Consider the following 16,092-nt stretch of genomic DNA (forward strand, 5'->3'; position numbering starts at 1 on the left):
CAATAAAAAAAGCCACCTAATGGTGGCTTTTTTTATAGGTGCGGTTTCAATATGTCATAGAAAGCCGCAATGTGGTCGTCTCTATCATTAAGCGCAGGAATATAGTCGTATCGTTTTCCTCCGGCTTCGATAAAGTACTCTTTATTTTCCTCTTCAAGCTCTTCGAGTGTTTCCAAGCAATCGGCACTAAAAGCAGGGCTCAAAATAGCAACATGTTCATTACCATCCCTCGCGAGTTCTTTTAGGGTATGGTCCGTATAAGGTTTTAACCATTCAGCTTTGCCAAAACGGCTCTGAAAAGTCGTCATCACTTTTTCTTTATCCAGACCAAGGTGTGACACCACTGCTTTGGTTGTTAAATGACAAAAGCAATGATAAGGGTCGCCATTTAGTAAAAACTGTTTCGGGGTACCATGGTAGGAAAACAAGAGCTTATCTGGCATTGGGTTGCTTTCTAGATATTCTTTTACTGAGTTTGATAACGCTTCTATGTACTTAGGATGATCGTAATAGCCATTCAAGAAATGAAGTTGTGGTACCCATCGCCACTTGGTCAAAACACGGGAGACGGCATCAAATGTCGAGCCTGTTGTTGCACTTGAATATTGCGGGTAGAGCGGCAATACCACAATATTCGTGATACCTTTTTCGCGTAGTTGCTCTAAACCGGACTCGATGGATGGGTTACCGTAGCGCATGGCCATGACGATTTCGACATTGTTGTGGCCCTTGTCATTAATCAGCTTTTGCAATTTTTCACATTGCTTCTTCGTGATATTAATAAGTGGAGACCCATCTTCGGTCCAAATGCTTTGATAAGCTTGGGCTGATTTACTTGGCCTTACTCTCAATATAATACCATGGAGGATCATCATCCAAAGTACTCTTGGGATCTCAACAATTCGCGGGTCTGATAGAAACTCCCTTAGATAAGTTCTTAGAGCGGGTGTAGTTGCATCATCGGGGCTTCCCAAGTTGGTAACTAATACCCCAATTTTACTGTTGAATCGATTTTCATGTGGGTTGTCAGTAATAGCTGAAAATCTGGACACTTAACGCTCCTTGGTAGTTTTAAAAACATGGATATTTTACAACAAACAGAATACGTGAAAAATCTATTTTTAGATCTGATTTCGGACAGGTATTACAAAAATAGATGTAAAATACTTAAAATCTAAGTAATTTGGCTGAAATTGGTTGCCTAATTGCTATATTAGACGTATGTTGCGTAGTCCAGCGTCGAGTTTAAATATAATTTGCAGAGAGTTTTAAGTTAAATGCGAGTTAATCAACCAGTTACAAATCGTGAACAACGTTTTGCAAAACAAGATAAACTTATTTCAGTTACCGATCTTCGAGGTATTATTACCGACTGTAATGAGCATTTTATAAACGTTAGTGGCTATTCAAAAGAAGAATTAATAGGTCAGCCACACAACCTTGTTCGGCATCCCGATATGCCTGAGTTGGCGTTTAAAACAATGTGGACCCAGCTGAAAGCTGGTAAGCCATGGATGGGGATGGTTAAAAATCGCTGTAAAAACGGCGATTTTTATTGGGTGAATGCATACGTAACCCCGATGACAGAAAACGGACAAGTAATTGGTTATGAATCCGTTAGAACATGCCCAAATCGAGAAGACATTGAACGCGCCGATGCGTTATATAAAACGGTTCGTACTGGGGGCAAGCCTAAGTTTGAATTGCCTAAATTAAGAACCGTTTGGCCTTTGGCTGCGTTTACAACTGCACTGGGACTATTCTTTTCAGGTTATGAAACGGGGGCGTTTTCATGGTTGATGCTAAATAGTATGGCCATATTTGGTTATAACCGATATCGTGACAACGAACAGCTTGACCGAATTAACCAAGTGTTAAAACACAGCTTTTGTGATGATGTTTCACAAAAAGTGTACTCTCCATGGCAGGGTAAAATGGCTGAATTGCATGTGAAGTTACTCAGCGAGCATGCTCATTTAGATACCGTTATTACTCGTATTGAGCACGCATCGAAACAGGTCACCAGTGGCGCTGAGCAAACGACAGAAATGAGTCGCTCGACGACAGAGCAACTGACGCAGCAGCAACAAGAAACTGAACTGGTAGCAACTGCGATGAATGAGATGGCAACGACCATTCAAGAAGTTTCGCATAATGTACAATCTACGTCCTCAGATGCAACAGATGCTTTGGCACTGGCAAAAGAAGGTGCTAAGAGTTCGGAAGAAACGAAAACATCGATAGTGAACCTTGGGTCAACGGTTGTTGATATTAAAGATTCGGTTTTGGGTGTAGCAAGGCAAACAAACAAAATAGCCGATGCGGCACAAATTATCGAGCAAATTGCTGAGCAGACAAACTTATTAGCGCTCAATGCGGCTATTGAAGCTGCAAGAGCTGGTGAACAAGGTCGAGGCTTTGCTGTTGTTGCTGACGAAGTAAGGCACCTTGCTCAAAGAACGCAAGAGTCCACAAAAGAAATTCATGCGATCATCGACGAACTGACGCAAAGCACACAAGAGTCAGAAGTGATAGCACAACGCGGTGAGGCAGAGTCTCAGGTTGGCATCGAAAAGTTGAATGAGTCTACGCAAAAAATTGAACATATTTATACGCTTATAGAAACTATGAGCGTAAATAGTATGCAAATAGCCGCAGCAGTAGAAGAGCAAGCTACTGTGTCTGAAGATATTAACAAACAAGTTGTTAATATTGCAGCATTGGCTAACACAAGTGTTAACTCGTCGCAAGAGAGTCAAATGATTAGTGAAGAGCTCACACGCGTCGCAAACGACATGCATGAATTAGTTGTACGATTTAAGCGCTAAGCCAAGGAAATTAGAAGAAGGGCCTTTATGGTCCTTTTTACAACTCTCATAAAGAACACATCATACATGGAAAGTTGCTTAAATCATAGCAATTATTGAAGGGGACACACTGTAAAGATACTACCAGAGCATGGATGTTGTATTAAAGCTTTCGCTTTAACCCTGATTTTGCGCGCTCTTTAACATTTGTCTGAATGTATATTTGATCTGTTGTGGCAATTTTCGCATGCCCCAAGTCTTCTGAAAGATGTTTCAAGGGCCTAGTTTGTGCATCGTGTGTAGCACCGGTATGTCTTAGCCAGTGAGTCGTCGCTGCTTCAAGACGCTCTGACTCTTCATCGAACCCGTCTAGCTTCAATTTTTCAATTGCTAAATCAAAGCTTTCTTGGACAATCCGCCTTAATTGACGAACATTCATGCCACCTTGTCCTCTCAGTTTATGAATAATCGGGTGTGGTTCATCAACTCTAGGGAGCGCGGTTAATCCGCGCGATAAGCGATAACGTTTTAGGTAGTCAACAAAGTCATCACTGAGCGTAACATCTCGAAGCTTATTACCTTTACCCATGATACGTAAAAACCAAAATCCGTCTTGGTCTTGCCAAAAGTGACTCATCACAGGAGACCATTGTGGCCGCTCTGATAATTCAGAGATCCTTAAATACAGTCCTTTTAAGCATGCTAGTGTGAAAAGGTTTCGCTCTAGCTTTGGTTGTTGTTCACACAGATCTTTGGTAACACCAAAAACGTACTCCCACTGTAAGTCGCTCAACGTGTCTGGCATTTTGATTTGTGATTGGACGACTAAATAGGGGCAGTTCTTTTTTACAACAGGGACAAAGTTCGCGAAAGATTTTTCTTCTAAGATAGCGAATTTATAAAAGACATTTAGTGCAGTGAACATTGATGCAAGTGTTTGTTGGCTGACACCATTCTCTTTGTATACAAAAGGCCGCCAATTAGGGTTCACTTGGCGAAGACCTTTGTCATTTTTAAATCTCCACTGTACTGAATTGGCAAGCCAGTCTTTGTCAGGCTCAACAACAAACTCCACGTAGGCCTCTATATCATCCCGTTTTAAGTCAAAAACCGACTTTTCTTGGACAAGCCAACTCCACAAGTGAAATCGTTCTATCTCATTTCTGAAGCGGTTGAAAGTGGCTTCAGACTTGCGACCATAGACATACAAAAACTGATATAAAAACTTTAACTCGTCCAAGCATAATTTTCGTTCGAGTCGATTATTATTTAAAAACTCATACATAGCAGGGTATTCGCTATGTAAAGTATCATCATCTAAATGAGCAATGAGATACCTAAGCTGTTTTAAAGTGTCGACCAACGGCGTCATATATCGTCTATCCAGCGCAACAAAGTTGCCAAATTATATGTATATTTATTCAGTGTTGTCTAGCATAGTTTATCTGGTTCAATGCCTTAAGTGCACCGAACTCAATAATACGCTTACTGTGTTTCTTAAAGAACTCGATACAACAGTGACTTTTTTTGTCCTATCTCAGTGCGACATCTATTTGTCTATTCACACTATGCCAACTTGAAAAGTGAGGGGTGCAAAACAGTATTATAACCTGCTTGCAACTTGCCCTTATCGCTACAGGCTGTAAGTTTTGCTCGGTTACATTTATCATATTGTTGGCTTTTCCACACTTTGCATAAAGCACTTGACTGATAAAGCCATAACTATACGCTGGCATATGCAATTTAAAGGGCCATGATATGGGCAGGTTTATAATCGTCCACAGAGCAAATAGAGAGAATGGGTGCACAGCTCGATTTAGGGAAGAGCGTCTTAAATCACAAGCCTTGCTAAATGAAGCCGCGGTGGTTGCATTTTTAGCGTATGTGGAATTGAATCCAGTAAGGGCAAAAATAGCAGAAACGCCAGAAGGGTCAGAGCACACGAGCATTAAAAAGCGAATTGAAACGGCCAAAACGGGTAGGCAGTCTAAATCTTTCATTCGCTTTGCTGGCAACCCAACAAAGAACATGCCAAAAGGGCTACTTAAATACTATTTGGAAGGTGTTGATTTGACCTGTCGGTTTAAACGTGGTTTTGTCACAGACGCTCAGCCCTTCTTGGCAGACTTAATATTCAACCTGAAAATTGGCTAAAACTAACGATCCAATTTACGAATGTATTTAAAGGATCATTATTACAAGGTAATAGGTTACTCACGCCCGAAAATCATCTATAAGTGCAATTGAGAGTAAATTACCTAAATAAGGAAAAATGCCAGTCTTGTTCAGAAGGATCATTTTTTCTGTTTTGAGATTAAGCGAATTGTAATTGAGGTATAAATAAAGTTGGGTGTCATACTTTATCTGCACTGTTGATGTAATATCTGCTATCCCAAATTCGGCTCATAGAGGTAAGTATTCGTAAAAAAGTTTATGATGATTGGACTAATTCAGATTTTATGAAAAGTGGCTACGAACCAATCTAACCTACACCATATCTCAGCTAAGGAACCTGTTCCTAAGGTTGAGTTACCTACGACAGCGCACAAAACATATCATAGGTAATTGCATGGATTGATTGAAAATGGACGTAGTTTCCGTAATCCCCCTTTATTGTTATAACAATATAACCTTTTACAGTAGAATATTTGCAGCAAAGGGCTAAAGATTTTTAGTAGCGGAAATGAAATATATTACTGATTTAATTGAAAAGATAGAAGGAAAAGGTCATGAGCTTTTTTGGTATGGCTCTGCTTCTTCTGACGAAATTTTAGAACTAGAAAAGTTAGTTGGGGTCAACCTGTCTACCTCATTTAAGTCATTTTTGTCGCAATTTGGCGGAGGAGGCGTGGTTGAGTCAGAGATATCCGGTATAGAAGAGAATACAGCTTCTTCAGATAATGGGCGTAGCGTATATGGAGATACTTTAACTTGCCGTGAAGACTATTCACTTCCAAAGTACCTTGTCGTTATTTTTTTTAAAGATGATGAAATATGCTGGTGCTTAGACTCCACCGATGTAAATAGTGAAGGAGAATATGCTGTTGTTAGCTATAGCTTATTTGAAAGAAGAATAGACAATAGAATTGCTACAAGTTTTAGCCAATTTTTTATGGATTATTTGGAATTAAGAGCCGCTTAGCTTAGAGAGTAGTATCGGCTTACCACTAAGGCTAGTCGCTATTTTTGGGAATAGATCAACCGGTAAATAGTACGCGTTTAGTGTCTGAACAATTACAAGCGGAACATGATTTTCTGAAACAAATTTGAGTAGATAACGGGCCTGAATTAATATCAGCACGTCTAACTGACTGGTGCGAAACGCACAATGTTTAACTAGTTTATATACAGTCTGGCAAACCACAACAAAACGGGTTTGTTGAACGCTCCAATGGTTCATTTAGATGAGAATGTTTAGATACTTACTTGTTTGAGTCACTCAGTTAAGAGAAAGAGTGGTGTGGTTCTGTACAACAATGAACGCACACATGACAAACTTGCCCGCTGTTTTACAGGTGTCTCATTAACCGGGAAGTGGACAATAACTTCGTTGTACGCGTGTACAAATTGACCTTTCTTAATAAACGAGTGGCACACCACTATTTATTTCACTTTAATCAAGGAGCAGGGTCAAATTCAGACATAAGAGTAAAGTTTGGATCTTCTGTGTATTCAGATTGTCCAAATAATAGCTTTCTCAGTATAATCTGAATTTCTCTCTGGTCGCCTACATCGCTGTCAAACAAACCTGACCACGCTTTAATATGGACAACACCATGCTCTTCATTTACTTCCAGCCAAGTAAGGTCATTAAGTGCCGCTCTGTCTAGGTTTACCGCTTCAAAAAAGTGCTTACTTAACCACATCTCTGCGGACACAGCTTCAATATAGCCAGATTTAAAACGCCAATGTCCAGGGTTAACACGCGTATCCACTATGGACTCTTCCAAAGGAGGTGGGTACCCATTACTGATCTTGGGTAAGTGTTCATGGGACCAGTTGTAAATATCATATGTACAAAGCGAATCACTGTTTTGCTTATGGCTGTAATCTTGATTAATCAGTCTCGCCATAACAAAGTTTGGGTGTTCCAGTACCGGTCCCCACCAATTTTCACGAGCTCTGATCAGTTTATCAAAACCTTTTACCAAAAGTTGGTCAATACCCCAATCAGATAGGTGAATATAACTAATAGAGTGAGTCCCCTGAAGTCCTGATTCCGTATGGCTAATCGAAAATCGGCTAGCCTTTGTGGTATCTTTTGCTTGGTTTTTTGTGTAGTTTTCAACCTTAATGGTACGACATGTATTAATATTTACCAGCTTTTGCAAGCCCTCATACTGGATCAAACCATTACTAAAATCCGCTATTTCCCAAAGCTTAAGCGCTTTGGGAAAACTATTGGCTAAGAAGTTTATATTCAAAAATAGGCTCATTGCCCCTTGCACTCCTTAAGTACAATAATGATACCATTTTGGCTTGCAAATTTACGTCAATACTCGCAGAAGCTAAACCACTGGGTTGAACGCGCACGCCCAGTGTGCGGTTAGGTCTAGCAACCTCCGCACCACTACTGCCTCTTTTAACACGTTGCGCCAAATCTTCAATATTCTACCTTTTGTATACTTAGCCGATAAGCTCGCTCTAAGCGTCGTCATTAATGAGCCTTCTGCGTGTGTCCGTTTATTAGTTACTGCGTCAACAATCCATCTTAGTTTCGCGCAATCAGTTAATGTACGCACTTTTACTAAATAAGAAAAGCTAACCTTGTTTTAAAAGGGCAATTGTTTCTGTTTTTTGAAACTTACAGAAGTGTAATTGTGGTATAAATATTAATCTAACGATGGATTAGTTACCTACACTGTCGAGCAACGTATTGATATTGACTGACTTTGGAGCCAAAAAAGCAGAGGGTTATAATACTTAGGCGAGCTTAAGATAGAACAGGGACAAATTTATTGCTTAAACTAGGCGCTTGGAGTTCTGTTTAACTATGTAGTTAAAGATGAACTTTAAAATAAACGGCAATCGTACCGAAAGCATTGGCAGACTTTTCCTCGATATTTTAACTTAGCAGTACGGTGAAACTGTAGATGGCACAGGCACACAACTTACTTGCTGAACATATTGAAACAAGTTAACCGCGTAACAGGGTTAGTTAAGTCTCTGGCTTCTTTAATAATTAACCATGGCTAGTACATTCATCCTCAGAAGCATTATGCAGAGAATCACTTTGACACTTATGCATACGCGTGGACTGCCAACATAGCAGAGACCCAAGAGTAACGGTTATGACGCCAATCCAAAAACCTGAGGTTAGTTCTACATTAAGAATGATGGCGGCGAAGATGCCAGAAAACACAGGCGTGAAGTAAGATATCGCAGCTAGGACAATCATATTTCCGCTTATAATGGCCTTGTTCCAAAGGCCATATCCAAGGGCCATACCGCCACCAGCCAAAAGTAAGACAAAGGTGCTCGCGAATGAAAAATTATGCACGAACCCCACATTCAATAAATACCACTTACTCCAAAGTGTTAAAGCTGTAAAAATGAAAAACAGTGTAATGGCGTTTTGACCATTTGAAATTGCTTTTGTGAGATTGCAGTAAACAGCCCAGATAATTGCGCCAGAAAATGCCATTAAAAACGCGATAGGGTTGCTGTGAATATTGGAGGCAACACCGTTGAATAGAGTGATGAAGTCGCCTGATATCACTAAACATACCCCACTGAATGCCAAGATGCATCCAGGCATTAACATGAGTAAGTTTGCTTTACTTTGTCTTGATATGATTGCGCCGACAACAGTAAAAGCAGGCCAAAGGTAGTTTACGATAAGCACTTGCGTTGACTGTTCTCTGGAGTTTGAAAAACCTAGAGAAAGCGATAAGCAAATCTCATATGCGACAAATAGTGTGCCACCTAACAGTACATATTTTTTGGGGTACTTGGTTATTTGAGGTATACCTAAAAACGCAGCAAGAAACATGGCAGCAAAAGTGTAAACAAGCGCAGCGCCGCCAATAGCACCAAAGTCTTCAGTTACAATACGGACTAAGTGCAATACTGCACTCCAAATAAGCACAGCAAAGACACCATACATTGTGCATCGGTATGGACTAGGCAATCTAAAGCTCCTTTAAAAATTGAAATTATAAAGCCTTTATTTTTAGATTATATCGATTTGAATCAAAAAAAGACGATATTAGTCATATAATTGTATATATCTTACGTTGTATAAGTACATCAACTTGGGAGCGAGCACGTACTCTGTTGTGGTAACATTTCGTGCTATTTTGAGTAATTACAGTGGGTACTCAAATAAGTTTGAGGTAGACATGATTGAAAAGCTAGGACTCGGTGGCAGTTGTTATTGGTGTACAGAAGCAATATTTGGCTCATTGCGAGGTGTTAAGCAAGTCACGCAAGGCTGGGTAAACAGCTTTAAAGAACAAAGCTGGTTTTCAGAGGGAATAATTTTAGACTTTGACAACGAAGTGATTAAATTACGTGATCTCATTGAAATACATTTGTACACGCACAGCGCAACCTCAAATCACAGTCGTCGGAACAAGTACCGCAGTGCGGTATATTGTTTTGAAGATACTCAGTATACTTGTGCAGTTGATTGCCTCATACAATTGCAGCCAAACTTTGATAATCCAGTAATTACTAAAGCACTTATGTTCAATGAATTTAAGCCATCACCACCGCATTATCAAAACTACTTTTATACAGATCCTAAACGTCCATTTTGTAAAAATGTGATCACGCCTAAGCTAAAAATGCTAATTTCTAAATTTGGAAACAAAGTTGAATATGACCAAGTTACCCAAGCATTAAGCACGCATGACAAGCCTTAACGAATTTGAAGACATTTTCACAATATGGCACTTGGTTCGTTTTAGTGAAATGAAAATTTATCTATTGCCGAGTAATGCTTGACGTTCATTCGGTTTAATAGATTGTTTTGTCTTATTTTTATGCAATTTACCATCTATGGATAAGATATGCTAACCGAGTCACGGTGAGTAATTACTGAATAAGGTAGCCCAGCGAAACACTGGGCTCTGGATTCTGGTTAGTTGTTAACCATGATTCTCGTGGAAGTGTTCACCGTGCTGATGATGCCAGTGACCATCGTGGTTGTACTCAACACGACCATGCTCAACTCGGCTTTTATGGCCACAATCTAATCCATGGCCGTGCTTGTGTTTGTTGTGCACTTTGACTTTTGCTTCATGGGTTTCGCCAGCATGGCTGTGATGGTCGTGACCATTGTGATTGTAATCGAAATGGTCTTTGTGCCACTCTGCTGCGTGCCCGCAATTATAACCATGGCTGTGGGCATGCTCCTCATGTGCTTTATGCTCTGTTGCGGCTACAGAACAGGTCATACCTAACGACAGTGCTAATATAATTTCCTTCATAGAGTTTCTCCTGATTGTGAATTAATCATAAAAAACTATAGTGAACGGTTGGCTTTTAAACAAGCACCTAGCTTCATTGCAAATTCTACAAGGTAATTAATGGTTTACAGTCAATTTGACAAGGGAGTCACACAACTTTCTATCGTATTTTTTATTCGTTGCTAATATTTTATGGTGAGAAGTGAATTTATAGGGAATAGAGTGCATGCGCAGTGAATTTGGAACAGAGCAAAGCAAGTTAAAGCTCAACTTTTTATTGGTAATTTTGACTGGAGCTGGATTAACCTTGGTCTCTTGGTTTTTTTATCATCAAGTTGAAAAGCAATGGCACATATATTCGTCGGATATCCAAAAAGTTTATTTGTTACATGACGATCTCGTTCAGCATCTAGGTTATGGAGGGTTTATCCATGATTTTAAAAACTTAGTGTTAAGAAAAGATGCTAAACGTTATGAGCCTAAGCTGCGAAAGTCTCTATCTGAAATCCATGAAATACTATTCCAATTAGCATCTTTTGATCAATACAGCGATGAATCTATCGAAGTCATTAAACGTGTGATTAGTGAATATGAGAGAAACCTTGAAATAGCACTTACCCTAATCAAAAACAATGCATCAAGTGAAGAGATAGATCGCACTGTAAAAGTAGACGACTCAAAAGCCTTAACAGCCTTGGCTAAATTTCATATTGGTAGCGAACGCCAATTAAATGAAGCACGCGTTATGGTGGATCGAAACTTCTTAATCGCCAACACAATACACTTTGCCAGTGTTGTCGTTTTTATCGGTGTTTTAATTTTATATTTTTACAAACTGAGTAGTTCTATTCGAAAAGAGCACCAATTGACGTTAAAAGCGCTAGAAGGTTCACGAGTAAAGTCGGAGTTTTTGGCAAATATGAGTCATGAAATAAGAACGCCCCTGAATGGAGTCATGGGTTCTCTGCAAGTTTTGCAATCTAATCTCACTGATAAAAGTAACCTCGAAACAGCAGGTACCGCACTGTTTTCTTGCCGCAGTTTGTTAAAAATCATCAATGACATTTTAGACTTTTCTAAAATTGAAGCCAATGAAATGTCGATAGAGCAGATTGATTTCTCTTTATTTAAAATAGTAGCGTCGATTAAATCTGACTTTCAATGTGATGCGCAAGACAAATCTATTTATTTAAAAATAAACATTGCACATGATGTAAATGAAGGCTGGGTTGGTGACCCTGTTAGGCTGCGGCAGGTACTTTTGAACCTCGTATCGAATGCCGTAAAGTTTACGCATGAAGGCGGGGTCACTTTGTCTATTTTTAAATCCGAAAGTGCCCATTGCACTGGACTCACATTTGAAGTGGTAGATACAGGTATTGGGATGTCTAGAAGCGCTCAGTCTCGGCTATTTGAGCGATTTAAACAAGCCGATAATTCGATTACCAGAAAGTTTGGGGGGACGGGGTTAGGGCTGGCCATTACTCAAAAGCTCATTACTTTGATGGACGGCACAATAACCGTCACCAGCAAAGAAGGAGAAGGGAGTACATTCGGCGTGTTTTTGCCTATGCAAGTCTCGAAAGTATCAAATTTTGACACACCACCACGCGAAATTACAACACCAGACCTCAGCAATAAAAAAGTGTTAGTGGCAGAGGACGATAAGATAAATACCACAGTTATTCGGGCTATTCTAGCAAAGACGAATGCCGAGCTCCTCTTTGCTGAGAATGGGGTTGAAGCCGTTGAACTTTATCGAGCGTCATTACCAGATTTGATTTTAATGGACATTCAAATGCCTGAAATGGGTGGCGTAGAAGCATGTGAATTGATCAGGTTGCAGGATACTGAGATCCCAATTGTGGCCCTAACAGCCAATGTTCTTAAGGAAGATATTGAAAAGTATCATCAAACAGGGTTTACATTTCATGTTGGAAAGCCAATAGATACAAGTACGCTATACGCAACAATTTTAAGGTGTATTGAAGCAGAGCCTGAGACCATTGGTGGTTGATAATTAATCTACATTCCAATGTTAACAGCGATTTAAAGCAAGGGACTTTGACTAGTCAGTTTTAAGTTCAAGAGTTTGGTACATCTTTTAATTTGTCACTTTGCTATTTTTATTGCTAAACCTACATTTATTACATACTGCATTACAAGGTAATCATCGGGAGGGAGTCACAATGGCATTTAAAACTTCTACTACTGCGCAAGACGCGTATATTGAGCTGTTTGATATCAGTACACCTGAAATAGATCATACGTTGGCACATGAGTTACTGGTGTCAAAACTCAATGAAGTGGCACTCAGCCTTTGGTCAGTTCCAACAGAAAAGCATTGCGTTAGAGATACTTTAGTGTTTGAAGTGTCCAAAGCCCTAATGGAAACTAAAAAGTATTTTCGTTCTTTGGAGTCCAATGCACCTAGAGACAACGAAGTAGAAGGCAGGCTTGTCATGTTGTGGGGGTTGGCTGCAATACCAATTAAATTAATAGACACGGAATTGGCTATTTTACTCACTGAAAGGGCGGAGGTTTGGCTACACCCAGAAGGGTGGACACAAGATGAGCTTGTTGAGTTTGGTAACAAATTACAAATTGTATCTCGCACTTTTATGCGACTTTCATTCCCAATCTCTGTTTGGCATTAAATACAGGTAACTCATGGAGATGAAAGCAACACTAACAAAGTGTTTATCAAAACAGATTTGTTAAGGTTGAATTGTCCATTGGTTGAACTAGATTTAAACAGCACGCATAAAACAGGGAATACATATATGTCTTGCTCACAATCACATAAACATTCTGACCATGTTCATGGTCCAAATTGCGGTCATACTGCCATTAATCATAATGGGCATATAGATTATCTTGTGGATGGTAAATTGCACCATCCACATGGTGATCATTGTGATGAACATGCAATAGAAGTGTCGGATACAAATCCAAATCAATGTAATCATGCAAATGTAGAAAAGGACCATGTTCATGGACCTGGGTGTGGCCATGAAGCTATCCAACATGGTGATCATACCGACTATATTGTGAATGGCCGGCTGGAACACCAGCATGGTGATCACTGCGACGATCATGGTCCAATTCAACTTGCGTGACTAAAAATAAACCGGGGGTTGAGCATGTTTATCACATGCCCCTTTCCCGAGTTTACCTGTCAAAGGTTAGTCACCAAATAAGTTTTTGTATATTGAACGCACAATTTGATTGTGCTTGCCTACATGTTTTGTTAAGGATATCGCGCCTTGGGTCATAATCACTGCAAACAGCAAAGCACCCACTTCAAGAATCGTGAAAGGAGAGAATGTCATCACAAGTGCGGTGTTGAGCCACGAAGCGAGTGTGATCAACCAAGTTAGCAGTAAAGCCTTTTCATTGAATCGTGTATTCTGTATTTTCGTTTTCATGGTTGTTCCTAATAAGTAAGGTTTCGTTAAGCGGTTTTGTTACCAGTCAATTTGTTTTTAATTGCACTCATGATGGCTTTTCTGCTTTCAACAACGGCAACGCCCGTTACCGCGGCGGTGCACCAAATTGCCCCTTCGGTCATAAGCGCTGTTACTGTCGCAGTGGCGACTTGTATGGTTTTGTCTTCTGCTATGAAAAGTACAGCAAACAATGCAATCCAACTTACGACAACGAGTGACCAAATAGCGGTTAACAAGCGTTTTTTATCCAACTTCTTGATTTGATGTGTAATTGCCATGCTTTAAATCTCCTATTCGTTTAAAGTTTTATCTGCTTTGTTCATTTAGTCGAAGGCCGAATAGAACCATTACAACTTTTTATATATTTTTTTAATGGCTGGTTTTTCACTAAAAACACGATATATTTCTCGAGCGAATAATTATTAAAAAAAGATGTAATGATTCTGGAGTCGACACGACTAATAAGAAAAACAACTCGGAGGCAGGAATCGTTGGTAACGTTCACCAAGGACTCAAAAAAAGAAGCTATTATTGCCCAGTATTGGCCGCAAATAAGCCGTGCGGCATCTGGATATGAATGTAGGCCCGCTTTATCAGATGAGCTCGCTCAAGAAATGGCGCTTTCAATATGGCGGTCACTAGACGGGTTTAATAAGCAGTGTTCACTTAATACATATATCTACCGGGTAATACACAATACGGCCATTGATCATATTAGGCGCCATAGTCGCTTATCTGAAGATGAATTTGATGAGGCTACTGCGTGTGAGCAGGCATCACCAGAAACAAGTGCGTTGCAAGCGCAAAGACAAAAGCAATTATTGAATGCGGTGAATAAATTGCCGCTGAGCTTAAGGCAAGTCATGTTATTAAAGTTAGAAGACTTAACCAATGTAGAAATCAGCGACGTGTTGGGCATTAGTGATGCCAATGTTGGGATCAGATTACATAGAGCTAAAGAACAGCTCTCAAAACTATTAGTGGGGATCAATTAATGGACAACAATGAGTTTGAGCAATTGTCATCGTTGTGGCAATCGTCCGAAGAAAAAACAATGCCCCATATGGACAAGCTTTTGAAGCGTCATAAAAGGCAAAGCTTTATTTTGAAGATCAATATTTTGATTGAACTGGCTGCAATTTTGGCAGTGAGCTACATGTTTATTTTATCATTTTTTCAAAATATGTCTTTGATAAAGCAGTTATGGGTAGGCTTCGCCACTGTATGGGGGATGTCATTGTTTGTATTGATGAGCAAAAGCCGTCTCAGCAGCTTAAAGCACCTCAAAAGCGCACAGTTAAGCACATCTTTAGAAGCACATAGACGGCTTATCAAAAATGAAATATTTAGGTGGTCACTGAGCATCAAGGCAACTTGGTTATTTATGTTTGCGTTTACTGTGTTCGGCATTACTAAGTGCTATTTTACTTCTTGTACGGGCAATGAGGGGACCCAATTTGCTATTTCATTTATTGTTTTGTCTGTAGCCCAAGCCTTCTTTATTCGTAAGAATAAAACGGCAAAAGTAGTACTACATACATTGGAGGAGTAACGCTCAGCCCAGTGATGCTTAAAGCTACCCAACTTCGGGACGATGTGACAGTGTTGTAGCAAATGAACTAAGGCGTGGAGCACTTGTTAAACAAGGGAATGTTTAAAATAAGAATGCAAACAATTTCAAAACTTGTATTGCTGCAACAATAGAACCACAGATCAAAAGAAGCGACCCACGCCTTTGCAGTTTTTCTGCACTTGCAGCGGATGAGTCTGTTTTTGTAGACCTTAGTATTTTGCCTTGGAATACCATACCAAGTGATACAAACAATATTAACAACGTTATAGTGAGATCTGTCATTGTATCTGGTGTCATTAATTTCTCCAGTTGAATCCAAGTACGAACACCTTCGCAGGTGCCGAACTTGTGTAAGTCGCGCTAAAATGTGATATTCACGCCAATAATTTGTGTGTAAAGATCGTAAATCAAATGGGCACTCAAATAAAGGTGCCTTTGCGAAGGTTGACCTGTTTTTGGATGTTCTTTGCTGAATTACTGACCAAAAGGGAAGCGTAGGGATGCATATCATTACAGGATGCTCCCATCAATAAAAATGTGTATACAATATATTATTGATAATCATTGGTGCGTTGTTTAGTTTTTATGCTCTTAGATATTTAAAAAGGAGATTTCAATGAAACTTAGAGTCAATAAATCACACATTAAAAACCTATCGAGCAACCAATCACTAGATCAAAAAGCGACACCTGCTGTAGTTGGCGGACGAAGAGGTGGGGGTGAAACAGAATACGACAGAGGTTGTCCATTCTTTACAGACCGTCAAGCAAAAACATGTGGTATGGGTTGGACTTGTGATGGCGTAAACTAATTAGGTTAGTCTGTTGCCATAGCGCCGAAAGGCGCTTTAT

General features: G+C 39.8%; 16 protein-coding genes and 2 pseudogenes. 11 read left to right on the forward strand and 7 right to left on the reverse strand.

What is annotated here, in order from left to right:
- Positions 1 to 32: 32 nt before the first annotated feature.
- Positions 33 to 1,052: a ferrochelatase gene (gene hemH, locus L1286_RS14775; protein WP_235407828.1), complete on the reverse strand. Its 1,020-nt coding sequence runs from the start codon at positions 1,050 to 1,052 to the stop codon at positions 33 to 35.
- Positions 1,053 to 1,277: 225 nt separating this feature from the next.
- Between hemH and L1286_RS14780 the strand changes: the two genes are divergently transcribed.
- Positions 1,278 to 2,828, forward strand: coding sequence for a methyl-accepting chemotaxis protein (locus L1286_RS14780; RefSeq protein WP_235407829.1), 1,551 nt, complete (start codon positions 1,278 to 1,280; stop codon positions 2,826 to 2,828).
- 142 nt (positions 2,829 to 2,970) lie between these two features.
- On the opposite strand, the gene L1286_RS14785 is transcribed toward L1286_RS14780, so the two are convergent.
- Positions 2,971 to 4,179 carry a tyrosine-type recombinase/integrase gene (locus tag L1286_RS14785; RefSeq protein ID WP_235407830.1) on the reverse strand — a complete coding sequence of 403 codons (1,209 nt, stop codon included), beginning with the start codon at positions 4,177 to 4,179 and terminating at the stop codon, positions 2,971 to 2,973.
- A gap of 401 nt (positions 4,180 to 4,580) precedes the next feature.
- Between L1286_RS14785 and L1286_RS14790 the strand changes: the two are divergent.
- From L1286_RS14790 to L1286_RS24310, 3 genes and pseudogenes are all read left to right on the forward strand, one after another.
- A pseudogene (locus tag L1286_RS14790) lies at positions 4,581 to 5,044 on the forward strand (transposase); the annotation flags it as partial.
- A 446-nt stretch (positions 5,045 to 5,490) separates the two neighbouring features.
- Positions 5,491 to 5,949, forward strand: a complete 459-nt coding sequence (locus tag L1286_RS14795; RefSeq protein ID WP_235407831.1) for an SMI1/KNR4 family protein — start codon at positions 5,491 to 5,493, stop codon at positions 5,947 to 5,949.
- A 128-nt stretch (positions 5,950 to 6,077) separates the two neighbouring features.
- A pseudogene (locus L1286_RS24310) lies at positions 6,078 to 6,212 on the forward strand (integrase core domain-containing protein); the annotation flags it as partial.
- Positions 6,213 to 6,424: 212 nt separating this feature from the next.
- On the opposite strand, the gene L1286_RS14805 reads toward L1286_RS24310, so the two are convergent.
- Together L1286_RS14805 and yddG are read right to left on the reverse strand one after the other, a co-directional pair.
- A complete protein-coding gene (locus tag L1286_RS14805) occupies positions 6,425 to 7,243 on the reverse strand; it encodes a hypothetical protein (RefSeq protein WP_235407832.1) in 819 nt (272 codons plus the stop codon).
- Positions 7,244 to 7,989: 746 nt separating this feature from the next.
- Positions 7,990 to 8,937: an aromatic amino acid DMT transporter YddG gene (gene yddG / locus L1286_RS14810; protein ID WP_235407833.1), complete on the reverse strand. Its 948-nt coding sequence runs from the start codon at positions 8,935 to 8,937 to the stop codon at positions 7,990 to 7,992.
- 211 nt (positions 8,938 to 9,148) lie between these two features.
- Here yddG and L1286_RS14815 point away from each other — a divergent pair, with 211 nt between their 5' ends.
- Positions 9,149 to 9,673 (forward strand): peptide-methionine (S)-S-oxide reductase, encoded by a 525-nt coding sequence (locus tag L1286_RS14815; RefSeq protein WP_235407834.1) that lies wholly within the window; start codon positions 9,149 to 9,151, stop codon positions 9,671 to 9,673.
- Positions 9,674 to 9,898: 225 nt separating this feature from the next.
- Here L1286_RS14815 and L1286_RS14820 read toward each other — a convergent pair whose 3' ends face one another.
- Positions 9,899 to 10,240, reverse strand: coding sequence for a hypothetical protein (locus L1286_RS14820; protein ID WP_235407835.1), 342 nt, complete (start codon positions 10,238 to 10,240; stop codon positions 9,899 to 9,901).
- A gap of 205 nt (positions 10,241 to 10,445) precedes the next feature.
- Here L1286_RS14820 and L1286_RS14825 point away from each other — a divergent pair, with 205 nt between their 5' ends.
- From L1286_RS14825 to L1286_RS14835, 3 genes are all read left to right on the forward strand, one after another.
- A complete protein-coding gene (locus L1286_RS14825) occupies positions 10,446 to 12,236 on the forward strand; it encodes an ATP-binding protein (protein WP_235407836.1) in 1,791 nt (596 codons plus the stop codon).
- A gap of 172 nt (positions 12,237 to 12,408) precedes the next feature.
- The gene (locus tag L1286_RS14830) at positions 12,409 to 12,876 is read left to right on the forward strand and encodes a hypothetical protein (protein ID WP_235407837.1); all 468 of its coding nucleotides are present in this window, start codon (positions 12,409 to 12,411) and stop codon (positions 12,874 to 12,876) included.
- Between the two features lie 126 nt (positions 12,877 to 13,002).
- On the forward strand, positions 13,003 to 13,338 hold the full coding sequence (locus L1286_RS14835) for a hypothetical protein (RefSeq protein ID WP_235407838.1): 336 nt from the start codon (positions 13,003 to 13,005) through the stop codon (positions 13,336 to 13,338).
- 66 nt (positions 13,339 to 13,404) lie between these two features.
- Here L1286_RS14835 and L1286_RS14840 read toward each other — a convergent pair whose 3' ends face one another.
- Both L1286_RS14840 and L1286_RS14845 read right to left on the reverse strand, forming a co-directional pair.
- Positions 13,405 to 13,647, reverse strand: coding sequence for a hypothetical protein (locus L1286_RS14840; RefSeq protein WP_235407839.1), 243 nt, complete (start codon positions 13,645 to 13,647; stop codon positions 13,405 to 13,407).
- A gap of 26 nt (positions 13,648 to 13,673) precedes the next feature.
- Positions 13,674 to 13,946, reverse strand: a complete 273-nt coding sequence (locus tag L1286_RS14845) for a hypothetical protein (RefSeq protein WP_235407840.1) — start codon at positions 13,944 to 13,946, stop codon at positions 13,674 to 13,676.
- 213 nt (positions 13,947 to 14,159) lie between these two features.
- On the opposite strand from L1286_RS14845, the gene L1286_RS14850 reads away from it, so the two are divergent.
- The 3 genes from L1286_RS14850 to L1286_RS14860 all read left to right on the forward strand — a co-directional run bounded on the left by L1286_RS14850 (position 14,160) and on the right by L1286_RS14860 (position 16,052).
- Positions 14,160 to 14,663: an RNA polymerase sigma factor gene (locus L1286_RS14850; protein WP_235407841.1), complete on the forward strand. Its 504-nt coding sequence runs from the start codon at positions 14,160 to 14,162 to the stop codon at positions 14,661 to 14,663.
- A complete protein-coding gene (locus L1286_RS14855) occupies positions 14,663 to 15,220 on the forward strand; it encodes a hypothetical protein (RefSeq protein ID WP_235407842.1) in 558 nt (185 codons plus the stop codon). The genes L1286_RS14850 and L1286_RS14855 overlap by 1 nt, the downstream gene beginning before the upstream one ends.
- A 637-nt stretch (positions 15,221 to 15,857) precedes the next feature.
- Positions 15,858 to 16,052 (forward strand): hypothetical protein, encoded by a 195-nt coding sequence (locus tag L1286_RS14860; RefSeq protein WP_235407843.1) that lies wholly within the window; start codon positions 15,858 to 15,860, stop codon positions 16,050 to 16,052.
- The last annotated feature ends 40 nt before the right edge of the window (positions 16,053 to 16,092 follow it).

It is taken from the genome of Pseudoalteromonas sp. SMS1 (assembly GCF_021530565.1).
Lineage (GTDB): Bacteria > Pseudomonadota > Gammaproteobacteria > Enterobacterales > Alteromonadaceae > Pseudoalteromonas.